This is a genomic window from Zafaria cholistanensis (assembly GCF_008580665.1).
Taxonomy (GTDB): Bacteria; Actinomycetota; Actinomycetes; order Actinomycetales; family Micrococcaceae; genus Zafaria; species Zafaria cholistanensis.
This window is the reverse complement of the sequence record NZ_BKDJ01000017.1, coordinates 1-13,532: the sequence shown is the minus strand read 5'-3', so window position 1 is coordinate 13,532 and position 13,532 is coordinate 1. Positions and strand designations below refer to the sequence as shown.

Here is a 13,532-nt window from a genome sequence, read left to right as displayed (position 1 = left end):
GACCCTGGCCCCAGTGGCCACGTTCCCCAAGGAAAGGCAGCAATGAGCGACGCAACCGGCACGCCGCTGAAGATCCTGGTCCTGGTCAAGCACGTCCCGGACGCGCAGTTCGACCGGCACCTCTCCGGCCCAGGCCACACCATCGACCGTCAGGACAGCATCCTGTCCGAACTCGACGAGTACGCGGTGGAGGCGGCCCTGCAGTTGGCCGAATCCCGCGGCGGCCCCAAGGCCGGCAACACCGTCACGGCCCTGAGCATGGGGCCGGAGGCGGCCGCGAGCGCCGTCAAGAAGTCCCTGCAGATGGGCGCCACCGACGGGGTGCACCTGACCGATCCCGCGCTGGCGGGCTCCGACTCGGCTGCCACCTCGCTGGCGCTCGCCGCCGCGGTGCGCCACCTCGGGGGCTTCGACCTGATCGTGACCGGAATGGCCTCCACGGACGGGGAGACCTCCCTGGTGCCCTCCCAGCTCGCCGAGCGGCTGGGCCTGCCCCAGCTGACCCTGGCCTCCCGGGTGGAGCTGGATGGGGACGGCATCCTCACCGTCCGGCGCGACGGCGAGTTCGGTTCGCAGACGGTCCAGGCGCCGCTGCCGGCGCTGCTCTCCGTCACCGACCAGGCCAACGAGCCGCGCTACCCGAACTTCAAGAGCATCATCGCGGCCAAGAAGAAGAAGGTGCGGACCCTGGGCCTTGCCGAGATTGGCGTGTCCACGGAGCAGGTCGGTGCCGCCGGTTCCTGGACCCGCGTCCTCTCCGCCGAGGCCCGCCCGCCGCGCCAGGCCGGAACCATCATCAAGGACACCGGCGACGCCGGCATCCGCCTGGTGGATTTCCTGGCTGACCAGAAGCTGCTCTAGGACGACGAGAAGGACCGACCCATGGCCAACATCCTGGTTTACATCGACACCCCCGCAGGGGAAGAACCGACCAAGGCGCAGCGCGAACTGCTGGCCCTGGCCGCCGCGCTGGGCACCCCCGTTGCCGCCGTCGCCGCCGGCAGCGCGGACGCCGCCGCCGGCTTGGGCGCCTACGGCGTCACCACCGCCTACACCAGTGCGGGGGACCTGGACGGGCTGCTGGTCGCAGGCAAGGCCGCGTTCGTCGCCGCCGCAGCCCGGGCGGCCGATGCCGCCGCCGTGCTCCTGCCCAACACCGGGGAGGGCAAGGAGATCGCCGCCCGGGTGGGCATTAAGCTCTCCTCCGGCGTCATCACCGACGCCACGGGCATCGCCCCCGACCTGACGGTCACCAAGCCCGTGCTCGCCGGCTCCTACACCGTCGCTGCCCGCGCCGTGCACGGCATCCCCGTGGTGACGGTCAAGTCCAACAGCGTCGACCCGGCGGAACCGGGGGCAGGCACCGCCCACGTGGTGGAGCTCGAGGCCGGAGAGCCCGGGCCCGCGGCCCGCATCACCGGCACCGCGGCCAAGCCCGCCAGCGGCCGCCCCGCCCTGCAGGAGGCGCGCATCGTCGTCGCCGGCGGCCGCGGCGTCGACGGGGACTTCGGTCCGGTGGAGGAGCTGGCCGACGCGCTGGGCGCCGCCGTCGGCGCCTCCCGCGCGGCCACCGACGCCGGCTGGATCGGGCACGAGGCGCAGGTGGGACAGACCGGCACCACGGTCTCCCCGCAGCTGTACATCTCCGCCGGCATCTCCGGGGCCATCCAGCAGAAGGCAGGCATGCAGACCTCCACGGTGATCGTGGCGGTCAACAAGGACGAGGACGCTCCGGTGTTCGAGATCGCCGACTTCGGCGTGGTCGGAGACCTGGCCACCGTGCTGCCGCAGGCCGCCGCCGAGATCCGGCGCCGGCGGGGCGAGTGATGGCGTCCTTCGATCCGGCCATCCATCCCGTGCGCCGGGCGCTGTGCTTCGGCGCGCACCCCGACGACCTGGACTTCGGCGCGGCGGGCACCGTCGCGGCCTGGACCGCCGCCGGGGCGGAAGTGCACTACTGCATCATGACCGACGGCGACGCCGGGGGCTTCGCCAAGGAGGACCATGCCGGGATGGCCGCGCTGCGCCACGCCGAGCAGCGCCAGGCCGCGCTCACCGTCGGAGTGGAACACGTCCACTTCCTCGGTGAGCGCGACGGCTACCTGGAGCCGAGCCACGAGGTGATGCGCCGCGTGGTGGCGCTCATCCGGGAGGTGCGTCCCGACGTCGTGCTGGCCATGCACCCGGAACGGAACTGGGACCGCATCCAGTCCTCCCACCCGGACCACCTGGCCTGCGGCGAGGCCGTGGTGCGGGCCGTGTACCCGGCGGCCGAGAACCCGTTCGCCTACCCGGAACTGGAGGCGCAGGGCCTGCCCGCGTACAAGCTGCCCTGGCTGTGGCTCTACGCGGGCCCCCGGGAACGGGAGAACCACTGGGTGGACGTCACGGCGACCTTCGGACGCAAGATGGAGGCCCTGCGCCACCACCTGACCCAGCATCCCGACGTCGCCAAGATGGAGGCCTTCGTGGAGGCCAAGGCCCGGGACCGTGCGGCGGCCGGCGGAATGGCGGGGGACCGCCTGGCCGAATCCTTCCACGTGGTTGCCGTCAACCCCCCGGAGGCCATTGCGGGCTTCTAGCCCGCAGCGCCGGCCGCGTGGCGTCCCGCCCTATTTGGGGGCGGGAAGCTGCACCGTGACCACGGCGCCGGAGGTCGGCCCGGCCGATCCGCCCTGCGGCTCGACGGTGAGCGCGACGGCCTCGATGCCGTCCAGGCCCTTGAAGGCCGCGGTGGTGTCCAGCGCGTCGCGGGGGACAACCTGCAGCGGGCTCGGGTTTCCCGAATCCGCCGCCAGGACCCAGAGCTGGTAGTCGGATCCGGCCTGCGGGCCCGGAAGGCCGGACAGCGTCACAGTACCGGCGTCGGCATCGGCGGAGACCGCCACGACGGCGGTACCGCCGCCGTCGATTTCCACCGCCGTCTCGACCCGGTCGGGGGCCTTGGAGACTTCCGCGGCCAGGTCCCGGGGAGCGAGGGCCAGGGCCAGGCTGATGCCGCCAATCACCAACACGGCAACCGCGACGGCGACCAGGAGCCACTTCCTTGCGGGCCGGCCGGACCGCCCGCCGTCGTGTTCGGCGACCTCCTCGATCAGGTCCAAACCCAGGTCCGGGTGCGGATCCAGGTCCCCGTCCGCGGCGGGATCGGCGTGGATGTCAGCGGGGTGGGTGCGGCGCATGGTACTCGTTTCTTGCTTGGGACGGGCGCAGGGGCGCCAACCAGCATAAATCACGGACCTGAGCGCTTCCGGGATGCCGGCTCCAACGCGCCCCCAAAGCGCCCTGTGCGGAGATGCGGTGCGGAGATTCGGTGCGGACGTGCGGGGCAGACCCGGGGCGCGGGCCCGGGCGCGTGCCTCTGGAGCCGGGCCTGTGGGGTGGGCCTGCCGGCTGGGTCTGCGGGGCTGGGTCTACGGGGCGGGCCGGGCGCCGGGGCGCTTGGCCACGGCGCCGGCGAACCCGTGCTGGCGCCAGGCCTCAAAAAGCGCGATCGAGGCGGAATTGGCCAGGTTCAGCGAACGCCGCGCCTCCAGCATGGGCAGCCTCACCCGCGCGGTGACGCGGGGGTCGGCCTTGACCTCGGCGGGCAGCCCCACGGACTCGGGACCAAACATCAGCACGTCGCCGGCGCGGTATTCGATGTCGGTATACAGTTCCTCGCCGTCGGAGGTGAAGGCAAAGACCCGCTCTGGGGCCAGGGCCTCCCAGGCGTCCGCGAGCGTTTTGTGCACGGTGACCACGGCCAGGTCGTGGTAGTCGAGCCCGGCGCGGCGCAGCTTGGAGTCCCCGAAATCGAAGCCCAACGGCTCGACCAGGTGCAGCTCGGCGCCGGTGACCGCGGCCAGCCGGATCGCGTTTCCGGTGTTGCCGGGGATTTCGGGCGTGAAGAAAAGAATGCGGAACACGGCCCCCATCCTATGCGCGGACCGGGTCCCGGCGCTCAGTACATGCCGCCCAGGAGCCGGGCCAGCACCGGGACGTCCACCACGTTGGGGGCCGGGCCGGTGCCGAGGAACATCTTCAGCTCGCGCACCAGGTTCGCCGCGTTGACCACGTGCACGGCGGCGGCGGAGCCCGGGTCCGCCCCGCGGGCGTAGTCGATGACCGGCTCGTGGAGGTTCCCGTCCGGGGACAGGATCACCGTCCATCCGGTCACGTTCAGTTCCGGGAAGATTTCCTGCATGCGCCGCACCGCCGGCGCCAGCCGCGGCGGGTCGATGGCCTTGCCGTCCCGGAGCAGGCTGGTCCCGTCCCAGCGGTAGACGCCGCGCGGGAGCATCATCGAGTCGACCAGCGCCAGCCGGTACCCGGCCAGCAGGGCGTGGTCCAGGTAGCCGCGGTCGGCGGGGGAGTGCAGCCCGTTGACCAGGCGCGCCGAGGGCAGCGCCCCGAGCACGTGGGTGGAAAGCAGTTGGACGGTCCGGGCCTCCCGGGCCAGCCGGGCCTGCGCTCCGAAGACCCCACGCTTGCGGGGTGCCCCGTGCATGCGCTGGGCGGCGGTGGCCTGGTCCAGCACGGGAACGGAGCCGGGCGCGAACGCCGGGACGTACACCGTTTCATCGGTGGCTGTGGGGCGGGCCTGGCCGGGCCGGAGCACCGTCTCGGCGCCGGCCCGGTAGGCGCCGGCGTCGTCCGAGGCCGGGCGCCGGTAGGCGGAGGTGCCGCCGTAGCTGCGGTCGTAGGCGCTGCGTGCCGCGGGATCCGAAAGCGTCTCATAGGCCAGCGAGACCAGCCGGAACTCGGAGGCGTCCCCGCCGTGATCCGGGTGGGTGGCACGGGCCGCGCGCCGGTAGGCGGCCTTGACCGCGGCGCTGTCCGCGGTCACGGGGATCCCGAGCACCTCGTAGTGGGTCCGCTCCTGCGACACGGCGTGCGCCCCTTCCGCTCCTGATGCCAGTGGGATCGGCCCCGCCGTCCGGAACGGGTGCCCGGGAACAGCGCTCCTGCATGGTGCCGACTGCGAAAATCCTACCGGCGGGCGGACGGCTTGGCCCAACGCGCCGCACCCCCGCCTACCGCCTTAACCGCCGTCCCGCCCGTCGTTCCGGGCGGCTCCCCGCGGCCCGTGCCGGGGCGGGTTAGGGTGGGGCCCATGAGCTTGGAATTCGCGGGCCCCGAGCCCGGACGCTGGATCGTCGAAGACCTGGCCCAGGCGGCCACCGGCCCGGAGGTTGCCGCCACCGTCGCCGGGCAGGTGCCGGCCCGTTTTGCGGCCTACGCGCGGATTTTCCACCCGGCCACGGACGACGACGGCCGGCCGGTCCGCTGGGCCGAGGTCGCCGCCGCGCGGGGCACCGTCCTGCACGGGGAGGCCCAGTTCACGGCGCTGTCCGGGCTCTCCGAATACGGGGAGATGCTGGTGGAGGACGCGTGGGAGGGCGAGCCGCCCAGCGGCACCGGCCTGCCGCAGCCGGACCTGGCGGTGCTCGCCGGGATCCTGGCCCGCCACACCTCCACCCCGGAGGAGGTCTACCTGGGGCTGTGGAACGGGTTCGCGTTCATCCATGGCGGCGACGCGGTGGCCCTGCTGTCGGCAGCCGATGCGGGGGAGGCCGACCCCGCCGTGCTGGCCGGGCAGCGGGCCCTGGAGGAGGAGGCGAAAAAGCCGGCGTTCGGACCCGAGGTAATCGGCGGCCCCACCCTGGACCTCGCCGGAGGCTACCGTTCCTACTACGTCTTCCGCGGCACCATGAAGGACCTGGCCAACCCGCTGTGGAAGCGGTACGGGCACATCGAGGAGCGCCAGGCCCCAAACCTTGCCTGGCCGGCCGACCGCGCCTGGCTGGTCTCCAGCGAACTGTACGAGGACAGCACGATCGTGGCCGGCAGCACCGAACTGGTCCGCGAACTTTCCGCCGCCCCCGGACTCGAGGTGCGCACCGTGGTGCCCGGCTCGCGGCTGGACCTCCACGGGGACGGGATCAACCCGATGCCCGAAATGCCCGGCTACTGACCGGGCCGGCGGAAGGCCGGGGCCGGGGCAGGACCGGGGATCCGGGACAGCCGAAGCCCGGTAGAATTGGGGCGTGCCCGCCAACACCCCTGTCTACCTCGACCACGCCGCCACGACCCCCCTGTCCGCGGCCGCGCTGGCCGTCATGACCCGCGAACTGGCCCGCACCGGGAACCCCTCCTCCCTGCACGGGGCCGGCCGGCGGGCCCACATGGTCGTCGAGGAGGCCCGCGAGACCCTGGCCGCCGCCGCGGGCGCCCATTCCTCCGAGGTGATTTTCACCTCCGGCGGCACCGAAGCCGACAACCTGGCGGTCAAGGGCCTTTACTGGGCGCGGAACGCCGCGGATCCGCGCCGCCGCCGCATCCTGTGCAGCACGGTCGAGCACCACGCGGTGCTGGATACGGTGGAATGGCTTGAGGCCCACCAGGGCGCCGAGGCCGTCTGGATCCCGGTCGACGCCGACGGCCGCCTCGACCTGGACGTGCTGGGCGCCGAGATAGCGCGCGACCCGGGCTCGGTGGCGCTGGTGGCCGCCATGTGGGCCAACAACGAGGTCGGCACCGTGCAGCCGGTCGCCGAAGCCGTCGCGCTGGCCTCGGCCCACGGCATCCCCGTCCACTCGGACGCGGTGCAGGCCTTCACCTCCGTGCCGGTGGACTTCGCCGCCTCGGGGCTGGCGACGATGGCCGTCAGCGGCCATAAGATCGGCGGCCCGGTCGGTATCGGCGCGCTCTTCGTGGGCCGGGAGGTGGCCCTGGCCCCGCTCCTTCACGGAGGCGGGCACGAGCGCGCGCTCCGTTCCGGAACCCTCAACGCCGCCGCCGCCGCCGCGTTCGCCCGGGCGGCGCACGACGCCGCCGCGGCCCTGGCCACGGAAAGCGAACGCCTGGCGAGACTGCGCGACCGGCTGGTCGCCGGCGTCGCGCGGGCCGTGCCGGAAGCGGTGCTGAACGGACCCGACGATGCCGGGCACACCGGCACGCGCCTGCCCGGCAACGCCCACTTCACCTTCCCCGGCTGCGAGGGGGACTCGCTGCTGTTCATGCTGGACATGATGGGCATCGCGTCCTCCACCGGGTCCGCCTGCACCGCCGGAGTTCCCCGGCCCAGCCACGTCCTGCTGGCCATGGGCCGGGACGAGGAGACGGCGCGCGGGTCCCAGCGCTTCACGCTCGGGCATACATCCGGGGACTCCGACGTTGACGCTTTGGTGGCCGCGCTGCCCCAGGCCTACGCCCGGGCGCGGAAGGCGGGCATGGCCGGTCACGAAAGCAGCATTCGAACAGCGGGAACGGGTTTCATTTCATGAAGGTTTTGGCGGCAATGAGCGGCGGAGTCGACTCCGCGGTGGCAGCGGCACGCGCCGTGGAGGCCGGGCACGACGTCGTCGGCGTGCACCTGGCGCTGAGCCGGATGCCCGGCACGCTGCGCACCGGCAGCCGGGGATGCTGCACCATCGAGGATTCCCGCGACGCCTGGCGCGCCTGCGACGTGCTCGGCATCCCGTATTACGTGTGGGACTTCTCCGAGCGGTTCAAAGAGGACGTGGTCGAGGACTTCGTCGCCGAATACGCCGCCGGCCGCACCCCCAACCCGTGCATGCGCTGCAACGAGCGCATCAAGTTCGCCGCGCTGCTGGAGAAGGCCCTTGCGCTCGGCTTCGACGCCGTGTGCACCGGCCACTACGCCAAGGTCATCGAGGACGCCGACGGCAACCGCGAACTGCACCGTGCCGCCGACTGGGCCAAGGACCAGTCCTACGTCTTGGGCGTGCTGACCCACGAACAGCTCAAGCACTCGCTGTTCCCGCTGGCGGACACCCCCTCCAAGGCCGAGGTCCGCGCCGAGGCCGAGCGCCGGGGGCTGTCCGTGGCGAACAAGCCGGACAGCCACGACATCTGCTTCATCCCGGACGGGGACACCCGCGGTTGGCTCTCCGAGCGCATCGAAATGGCCGACGGCGAGATCCTGGACCACGAGGGCAACGTGGTGGGCACCCACCCGGGCGCGACCGCGTTCACCGTCGGGCAGCGCAAGGGCCTGCGGCTGGGACGCCCGGCTCCGGACGGGAAGCCCCGCTTCGTGCTGGAAATCCGTCCCAAGGACAACACCGTGGTGGTGGGCCCGCAGGAACTGCTCGCCGTGGACGTGCTGCGCGGCATCAAGGTCAGCTGGGCCGGCCTGCCGATCGCGGCGGCCGGGTCCGGGGAGGAATTCGCCTGCATGGTCCAGGTGCGGGCGCACGGGGACCCGGTCCCGGCACGCGCCCGCGTCCAGGCCGGAGCGGACGGGCGCCCCGAACTGGCCGTGTCGCTGGTGGAGCCGCTGCGGGGGGTGGCCCCCGGACAGACGATGGTCCTTTACCAGGGCACCCGCGTGCTGGGGCAGGCCACCATCGATTCGGCGCGCAGCGCCGCCTGGCGGGGCGCCGCCGGCTGAGCCCGCCCGGGGTGGGGCCCTCGGCCAGTAGCGTCTCCTGGCCTCCCACCCCTTCGCTTCGCTCGGGGCGGGGCCCTCGGCCAGTAGCGTCTCCTGGCCTCCCACCCCTTCGCTTCGCTCGGGGCGGGGCCCTCGGCCAGTAGACTTGGGGATCATGAGCGATCAGATGGAAACGGCCCCGGGGGCGGGCCCCGACTTCGACCCGGCCGCCAGCTCCCTGAACGGCGAAGTTGATCCCGCCGTCATGGAGGAGCTGCTGGGAATCCGCAGCAGCATCGACAACTTCGACGCGACGCTGGTCTACCTGCTCGCCGAACGGTTCAAGGCCACCCAGCGCGTCGGCTACCTCAAGGCCCGCCACAAGCTGCCGGCGAGCGATCCGGGGCGCGAGGCAGCGCAGATCCAGCGCCTTCACCGGCTGGCCCGCGAAGCGCACCTGGACCCGGTCTTTGCCGAAAAATTCCTGAACTTCATCATCGACGAGGTCATCCGCCACCACCAGGCCATCTCCGAGTCCCACGCCACCGACGACGCAGCGGCCCCGGCCCCCGCACATCAGGGCGGGCAGTCCTGAGCGTCGACGCCCGGGCCGGCGGCGCGGCGGGAGAAAAGGCAGCGGCCCCGGCCCCGGCCCGGGTTCAGGCCACGGCCCACGGCCCCATGCCCGGCCTGGACCCGCTGGAGCCCGTACGGATCGTCCGCGGCGAACTCGGCGAACCGAACCTGCCCCACCTGGTGGAACTCCCCGGTCGCGGGGTCGGGTCTGACGCCGTGGGCCGCACCGCGGGCATGCTGGAGGACCTCTACGTGGACGTGCAGCCGTTTGGCTGGCGCCTCGTCGACCGCCCCGGACTCGACCACCGCCGGGCGGTCTCCGCCCTGTCCACCGACCTCGGCGTGCAGGCGGACGTGATCGGCGCCGAGGAGCGTCCCGGCAATGCGCTGAAGATCCAGCTCCGCGGGCCGCTTTCCCTCGCGGCGAACCTGCACCTGCACAACGGCGAACGGGCGCTGAGCGACCACGGCGCCCGGCGCGACCTGGCCCTGTCCCTGGCTTCCGGCGCCGCGCGCCATGTGGCCGACGTCCTGCGCACCAGCGGGCGCCCGTACCTGACCGTCGTTGTCGAAGAACCCGAACTGGCCGACGTCCTGGCCGGAACCATTCCCACCGCCAGCGGCTACCGCAGCCTGCGCTCGGTCCCGCGCCCGGAGGCCGTCCGGGCCTGGTCCGGAATGGTGGAGGCTTTGCGGGGGGCGGGCGCGACCACTGTGGTCCTGGCCCCCGGCGCCGGGCCGGAGGTGCTGCCGGAGGTATGCGACGACGTGGTTTCCGCGGGTGCCGACGGCGTCTGCCTGCCTGTGACGGCACTGGATACCCGAGGCTGGGAGCGCAGCGCCGCGCTGGTCGAGGATGGACTGGAACTGTGGCTGGGACTGCTGGATCCGGGCAGGACACCGCCGGGGGTGCTCAAGGCCGTGGAGCGCGTGCTCCGGCCCTGGCGGCAACTCGGCCTGGGCGACAAGTCCCTGGGGGCCCTGACGCTGTTGCCCGTCACGGGCTTCGCCGACACCCCGCCGGAGGCGTTGCGGAATGTGCTCACCCTCCTGAGCCAGACCGTGGATGCACTCAACCAGGTCCTGGCCGAAGCCTAGAGACGCCCGGCCGCCTTGAGCCGGATGTAGGCGTCGGCGAGCGCGGGCGGCAGCTCCTGCGGGGCGGCGTCGACCACCTCCGCACCCATGCTCCGCAGTTCCGCCTTGAGCGTCTCGCGCTGCTGCAGGGCCCGTTCGGCCGCGGCCGCCCGGTAGACCTCCGACGCGGTACCGCGCCGGGTGCGGCGCCGCTCCAGTTCGGGGTCGCGCACGGCGGCCACCACCACCACGTGCCGCGCGGCCAGCGCCGGCAGCACCGGCAGCAGGCCCTCCTCGACGGCCCCCGAATCCAGCGAGGTCAAAAGAACCACCATGGCCCGCTGGCGGGAAATCGACTGCACCTGGGCCGGGATCCGGGACCAGTCCGCCTCTACCAGTTCCGGTTCCAGCGGTGCCATCGCCTCCACCATCTGGGTCAGCAGGCTGCCCTTGGCCACCGATTCCACGCGCGCCCGGGCCCGCCGGTCAAAGGCCAGGAAGTCCACGCGGTCGCCCCCGCGCTCGGCCAGGACCGCCAGCAGCAGGGCCGCCTCGATCCCGGTGTCCAGCCGCGGCTCGTCCTCCACCCGGGCCGCGGAGGTGCGCGAGGTGTCCAAAACCAGCACTACCCGGCGGTCGCGTTCGGGCCGCCAGGTGCGCACCACCACGCCCTGCCGGCGGGCGGTGGCCCGCCAGTCGATCGAGCGCACGTCGTCCCCGCGCACGTAGTCGCGCAGCGAATCGAATTCCGTGCCGGCCCCGCGGACCTGGATGGCGGCCCGGCCGTCCAGTTCGCGCAGGCGCTGCAGCTTCGAGGGCAGGTGCCGCTTGGCATGGAACGGCGGCAGCACACGCAGCGTCCCCGGGGCGGGCAGGGTCAGCTGGCGGGCTGCCAGCCCCAGCGGCCCGTTGCTGCGGACCGTCGCATGGACCGCATGCAGGTCCCCCCGGCGGCGCGGCACCAGTTCCGTGGCGAAGGCCCGGCGCTCGCCGGCCGGAATGTCCAGCGCAAAGGACGTCCTGGCGGACCCCGCCGAGGGCTGCCAGCCGTCGTGCACCGAGCCGGCCAGCCGGCGCCGCCCGGTGTTGGCCAGCAGCAGGCGGGACGGGGCGGACTCCTCCAGCCGGACGCTGCGCGGCAGTTCCCGCTCCACCGCCAGGGCGCGCGGGGAGGGTGCCAGCAGCACATCCAGCAGGGCCAGCGCGCACAGCGCCAGCGCGGTCCACAGCACCGTCCACCAGGTGGGAAACAGCACCACGGGCAGCACCGCCGCCAGCGCCAGCCACACGAAACGCCGGGTCAGGGCCATGGTTCCGTCCGTCCTAGCGGGGGACGGGCACGGTGGCGAGGATCGCGCGCAGCACGTCGTCCGCGCTCACGCCATCCATCGCCGCTTCCGGGCGCAACCCCACCCGGTGGCGCAGGCAGGGCAGGGTCAGCACCTTGACGTCGTCGGGGGAGACGAAGTCGCGTCCGGACAGCCAAGCCCAGGCACGGGAGGTGTTCAGCAGCGCCGTCGCCCCGCGCGGGGACACGCCCAGCTGGAAGCTTGGTGCCGACCGCGTCGCCCGCGCGATGTCCACGATGTACCCGATGACCTCCGGCGCCACGTGCACCTGGCGGACCCCGGCGCGGGCCGCGGCCAGGTCCGCGGCGGAGGCGACCGGCGCCACGCCCGCCGCGGCCAGGTCGCGCGGGTTGAACCCGGCCGAATGGCGGCGGATGATTTCGATCTCGTCCTCGCGTTCAGGCAGTTCCATGGTCAGCTTGAGCAGGAAGCGGTCCAGTTGCGCCTCGGGCAGCGGGTAGGTGCCCTCGTACTCCACCGGATTCTGCGTGGCCGCCACGATGAACGGCTCCGGCAGCGGCCGCGACACGCCGTCCACGCTGACCTGGCGTTCCTCCATCGCTTCCAGCAGGGAGGCCTGGGTCTTGGGCGGGGTCCGGTTGATCTCGTCGGCCAGCAGGATGTTGGTGAAGACCGGCCCCTCGCGGAAGCTGAAGCCCGCGGTGTGCGCGTCGTAGACCAGGGACCCGGTCACGTCGCCGGGCATCAGGTCCGGGGTGAACTGCACGCGCTTGGTGTCCAGGCTCAAGGCGGCGCTGAGGCTGCGCACCAGCAGCGTTTTCGCCACGCCGGGGACGCCTTCCAGCAGCACGTGCCCCTGGGACAGCAGGGCGATCAGCAGCCCGGTGATGGTGGCGTCCTGGCCGACGACGGCCTTGGCCACCTCGCGGCGCACGTCCAGCAGGGCCTGCCGGGCGGCTGCGTGCAGGTCCGTTGCCTGCGCGGTGTCGTTCGCTGAGTGGCTCACGGGATACCGATCTCCTTTTCGAGGGTCTGAAGGTCTTGGGCCCAGGCCACGAGGCTCGCCTCGGTGTGCACGTGGGTGGGGAAAAGCAGCCGGCGCAGCGCCGGCCCGGGGCGGTACCCGGCGGTTTCCAGCGTGGCGGCGATGTCTTCGGCCGTGGCCGCCGGACCCAGCCGCAGGCGGGCGGCGATCCGGGTCAGCGCCGCCGAACGCAGGCTCTCGACGGCGGCCCCCACCGCCCGTCCGTCCTGGTACAGCCGGGCACGGCCCTCCGCCGTTTCGGCGGCGGGCACCACGACGGGCAGCGGCTCCTCCACGAGCGGCCCGGGGCGCCGCCCGCGCCACAGCGCCGCGGCCGCCGCGGCCACGAACAGCCATCCGGTGGCGGGGCCCACCCAGCCGGGCAGCAGCTCGAACGGGTTGGCCGGCGCCTCCGCGGCGGCCAGGTCCGAGTACCCTGGCCGGTACCAGATGAGGGTCGGTTCCGCGCCCAGGGTCCACAGCGCCAGCGCGGGGTGGCCGTGGTCCAGCACGTGGGCATTGTCCAGGAAGTCCGTGCTGCCCAGGACAGTGGTGCTTCCGTCCACGGCGTAGCCGTAGGCGGTCCCGGCGGCGGTTTCCTGCCCGTAGCAGCCGGTGTCCGCGCGGTACATCTGCCCGCTGGCGGCTGCCCGGGGCGCCTGCGCTGCGACGGGCAGGTCGCAGCCGGCCCCGGCGGGCGACGCGGCGTCCGGCACGACGCCGGCCGGCAGGATCCGGTCCGTGAACGGCCTCAGCTGCGCCTGACCCGGCTGGATGAGCACGGTGCGGCCGGAGGCCCGGGCCAGGAGGCCAAGCTGGCCGGCGTCAAGGATCGCGCCGCGGTCGTCGAGCAGCAGCGTCGCGCCGCCGTCGGCTTCCTCCAGTGCGGCCAGCGCCGCGTCCAGGGTGGGAACGGGGGAGACCTGCACCCCGTGGCGGGCCAGCACCTGGGCCACCGCCATCGCCCCGTCCGGCGCCGCGTTCCGCGGCCCCAGGGGCGTGCGGTCTTCCCCGGTGGCGGTGGCCGCGTAGAACACTCCGGCGCCCAGCGCCAGCAGGAGCAGGCCCACCCACAGCCGGGCACGGCGCCAGCGGCGGCGCGCCACCGCTCCTGCCGGAGCCGGCGCCGGGGCGGCGTCGCGGCGCGCGTGGGGCGCCGGCGGCAGCG

14 protein-coding genes are annotated in these 13,532 nt (G+C 73.4%); 8 read left to right on the top strand and 6 right to left on the bottom strand.

Going from position 1 to position 13,532, the window contains the following annotated elements; genetic code table 11:
- Positions 1-42 precede the first annotated feature (42 nt).
- From NCCP_RS13155 to NCCP_RS13145, 3 genes are read left to right on the top strand one after another with little or no spacing between them, the layout of a single operon-like run.
- Positions 43-861 carry an electron transfer flavoprotein subunit beta/FixA family protein gene (locus NCCP_RS13155; RefSeq protein ID WP_216364722.1) on the top strand — a complete coding sequence of 273 codons (819 nt, stop codon included), beginning with the start codon at positions 43-45 and terminating at the stop codon, positions 859-861.
- Positions 862-882: 21 nt separating this feature from the next.
- Entirely contained in the window at positions 883-1,827 is a 945-nt protein-coding gene (locus tag NCCP_RS13150; protein WP_149957743.1) for an electron transfer flavoprotein subunit alpha/FixB family protein, read from the top strand.
- Positions 1,827-2,582, top strand: coding sequence for a PIG-L deacetylase family protein (locus NCCP_RS13145; RefSeq protein WP_149957742.1), 756 nt, complete (start codon positions 1,827-1,829; stop codon positions 2,580-2,582). Before NCCP_RS13150 ends, NCCP_RS13145 begins: the two co-directional genes overlap by 1 nt.
- Before the next feature lie 30 nt (positions 2,583-2,612).
- Here NCCP_RS13145 and NCCP_RS13140 read toward each other — a convergent pair whose 3' ends face one another.
- From NCCP_RS13140 to NCCP_RS13130, 3 genes are all read right to left on the bottom strand, one after another.
- The gene (locus tag NCCP_RS13140; protein ID WP_349766080.1) at positions 2,613-3,182 is read right to left on the bottom strand and encodes an anti-sigma factor; all 570 of its coding nucleotides are present in this window, start codon (positions 3,180-3,182) and stop codon (positions 2,613-2,615) included.
- A gap of 231 nt (positions 3,183-3,413) precedes the next feature.
- Positions 3,414-3,908 (bottom strand): tRNA (cytidine(34)-2'-O)-methyltransferase, encoded by a 495-nt coding sequence (locus NCCP_RS13135; protein ID WP_149957740.1) that lies wholly within the window; start codon positions 3,906-3,908, stop codon positions 3,414-3,416.
- Positions 3,909-3,943: 35 nt separating this feature from the next.
- Positions 3,944-4,870, bottom strand: coding sequence for a J domain-containing protein (locus tag NCCP_RS13130; RefSeq protein ID WP_149957739.1), 927 nt, complete (start codon positions 4,868-4,870; stop codon positions 3,944-3,946).
- A 225-nt stretch (positions 4,871-5,095) separates the two neighbouring features.
- Between NCCP_RS13130 and NCCP_RS13125 the strand changes: the two genes are divergently transcribed.
- The 5 genes from NCCP_RS13125 to NCCP_RS13105 all read left to right on the top strand — a co-directional run bounded on the left by NCCP_RS13125 (position 5,096) and on the right by NCCP_RS13105 (position 10,051).
- Positions 5,096-5,956, top strand: coding sequence for a hypothetical protein (locus NCCP_RS13125; RefSeq protein ID WP_149957738.1), 861 nt, complete (start codon positions 5,096-5,098; stop codon positions 5,954-5,956).
- A 73-nt stretch (positions 5,957-6,029) separates the two neighbouring features.
- Positions 6,030-7,268 (top strand): cysteine desulfurase family protein, encoded by a 1,239-nt coding sequence (locus NCCP_RS13120; protein WP_149957737.1) that lies wholly within the window; start codon positions 6,030-6,032, stop codon positions 7,266-7,268.
- Positions 7,265-8,398, top strand: a complete 1,134-nt coding sequence (gene mnmA / locus NCCP_RS13115; RefSeq protein ID WP_149957736.1) for a tRNA 2-thiouridine(34) synthase MnmA — start codon at positions 7,265-7,267, stop codon at positions 8,396-8,398. Before NCCP_RS13120 ends, mnmA begins: the two co-directional genes overlap by 4 nt.
- 154 nt (positions 8,399-8,552) lie before the next feature.
- Positions 8,553-8,972 carry a chorismate mutase gene (locus NCCP_RS13110; RefSeq protein WP_149957735.1) on the top strand — a complete coding sequence of 140 codons (420 nt, stop codon included), beginning with the start codon at positions 8,553-8,555 and terminating at the stop codon, positions 8,970-8,972.
- A gap of 86 nt (positions 8,973-9,058) precedes the next feature.
- Complete coding sequence (locus tag NCCP_RS13105) at positions 9,059-10,051, top strand: uroporphyrinogen decarboxylase/cobalamine-independent methonine synthase family protein (RefSeq protein WP_149957734.1); 993 nt, start codon at positions 9,059-9,061, stop codon at positions 10,049-10,051.
- Here NCCP_RS13105 and NCCP_RS13100 read toward each other — a convergent pair.
- From NCCP_RS13100 to NCCP_RS13090, 3 genes are all read right to left on the bottom strand, one after another.
- Positions 10,048-11,340 (bottom strand): DUF58 domain-containing protein, encoded by a 1,293-nt coding sequence (locus NCCP_RS13100; protein ID WP_149957733.1) that lies wholly within the window; start codon positions 11,338-11,340, stop codon positions 10,048-10,050. The genes NCCP_RS13105 and NCCP_RS13100 overlap by 4 nt on opposite strands.
- A 13-nt stretch (positions 11,341-11,353) precedes the next feature.
- On the bottom strand, positions 11,354-12,346 hold the full coding sequence (locus NCCP_RS13095) for an AAA family ATPase (protein ID WP_149957732.1): 993 nt from the start codon (positions 12,344-12,346) through the stop codon (positions 11,354-11,356).
- Positions 12,343-13,532, bottom strand: a 1,190-nt coding sequence (locus NCCP_RS13090) for a DUF4350 domain-containing protein (protein WP_172627406.1), incomplete at its 5' end; no start/stop codon positions are given. The genes NCCP_RS13090 and NCCP_RS13095, both read right to left, overlap by 4 nt.

Excerpts from the sequence above, each read along its gene's own strand:
- NCCP_RS13155 (WP_216364722.1), top strand. The coding sequence starts at position 43 with ATGAGCGACGCAACCGGCACGCCGCTGAAGATCCTGGTCCTGGTCAAG.
- NCCP_RS13150 (WP_149957743.1), top strand. The coding sequence starts at position 883 with ATGGCCAACATCCTGGTTTACATCGACACCCCCGCAGGGGAAGAACCG.
- NCCP_RS13145 (WP_149957742.1), top strand. The coding sequence starts at position 1,827 with ATGGCGTCCTTCGATCCGGCCATCCATCCCGTGCGCCGGGCGCTGTGC.
- NCCP_RS13140 (WP_349766080.1), bottom strand. The coding sequence starts at position 3,182 with ATGCGCCGCACCCACCCCGCTGACATCCACGCCGATCCCGCCGCGGAC.
- NCCP_RS13125 (WP_149957738.1), top strand. The coding sequence starts at position 5,096 with ATGAGCTTGGAATTCGCGGGCCCCGAGCCCGGACGCTGGATCGTCGAA.
- mnmA (WP_149957736.1), top strand. The coding sequence starts at position 7,265 with ATGAAGGTTTTGGCGGCAATGAGCGGCGGAGTCGACTCCGCGGTGGCA.
- NCCP_RS13110 (WP_149957735.1), top strand. The coding sequence starts at position 8,553 with ATGAGCGATCAGATGGAAACGGCCCCGGGGGCGGGCCCCGACTTCGAC.
- NCCP_RS13105 (WP_149957734.1), top strand. The coding sequence starts at position 9,059 with ATGCCCGGCCTGGACCCGCTGGAGCCCGTACGGATCGTCCGCGGCGAA.
- NCCP_RS13100 (WP_149957733.1), bottom strand. The coding sequence starts at position 11,340 with ATGGCCCTGACCCGGCGTTTCGTGTGGCTGGCGCTGGCGGCGGTGCTG.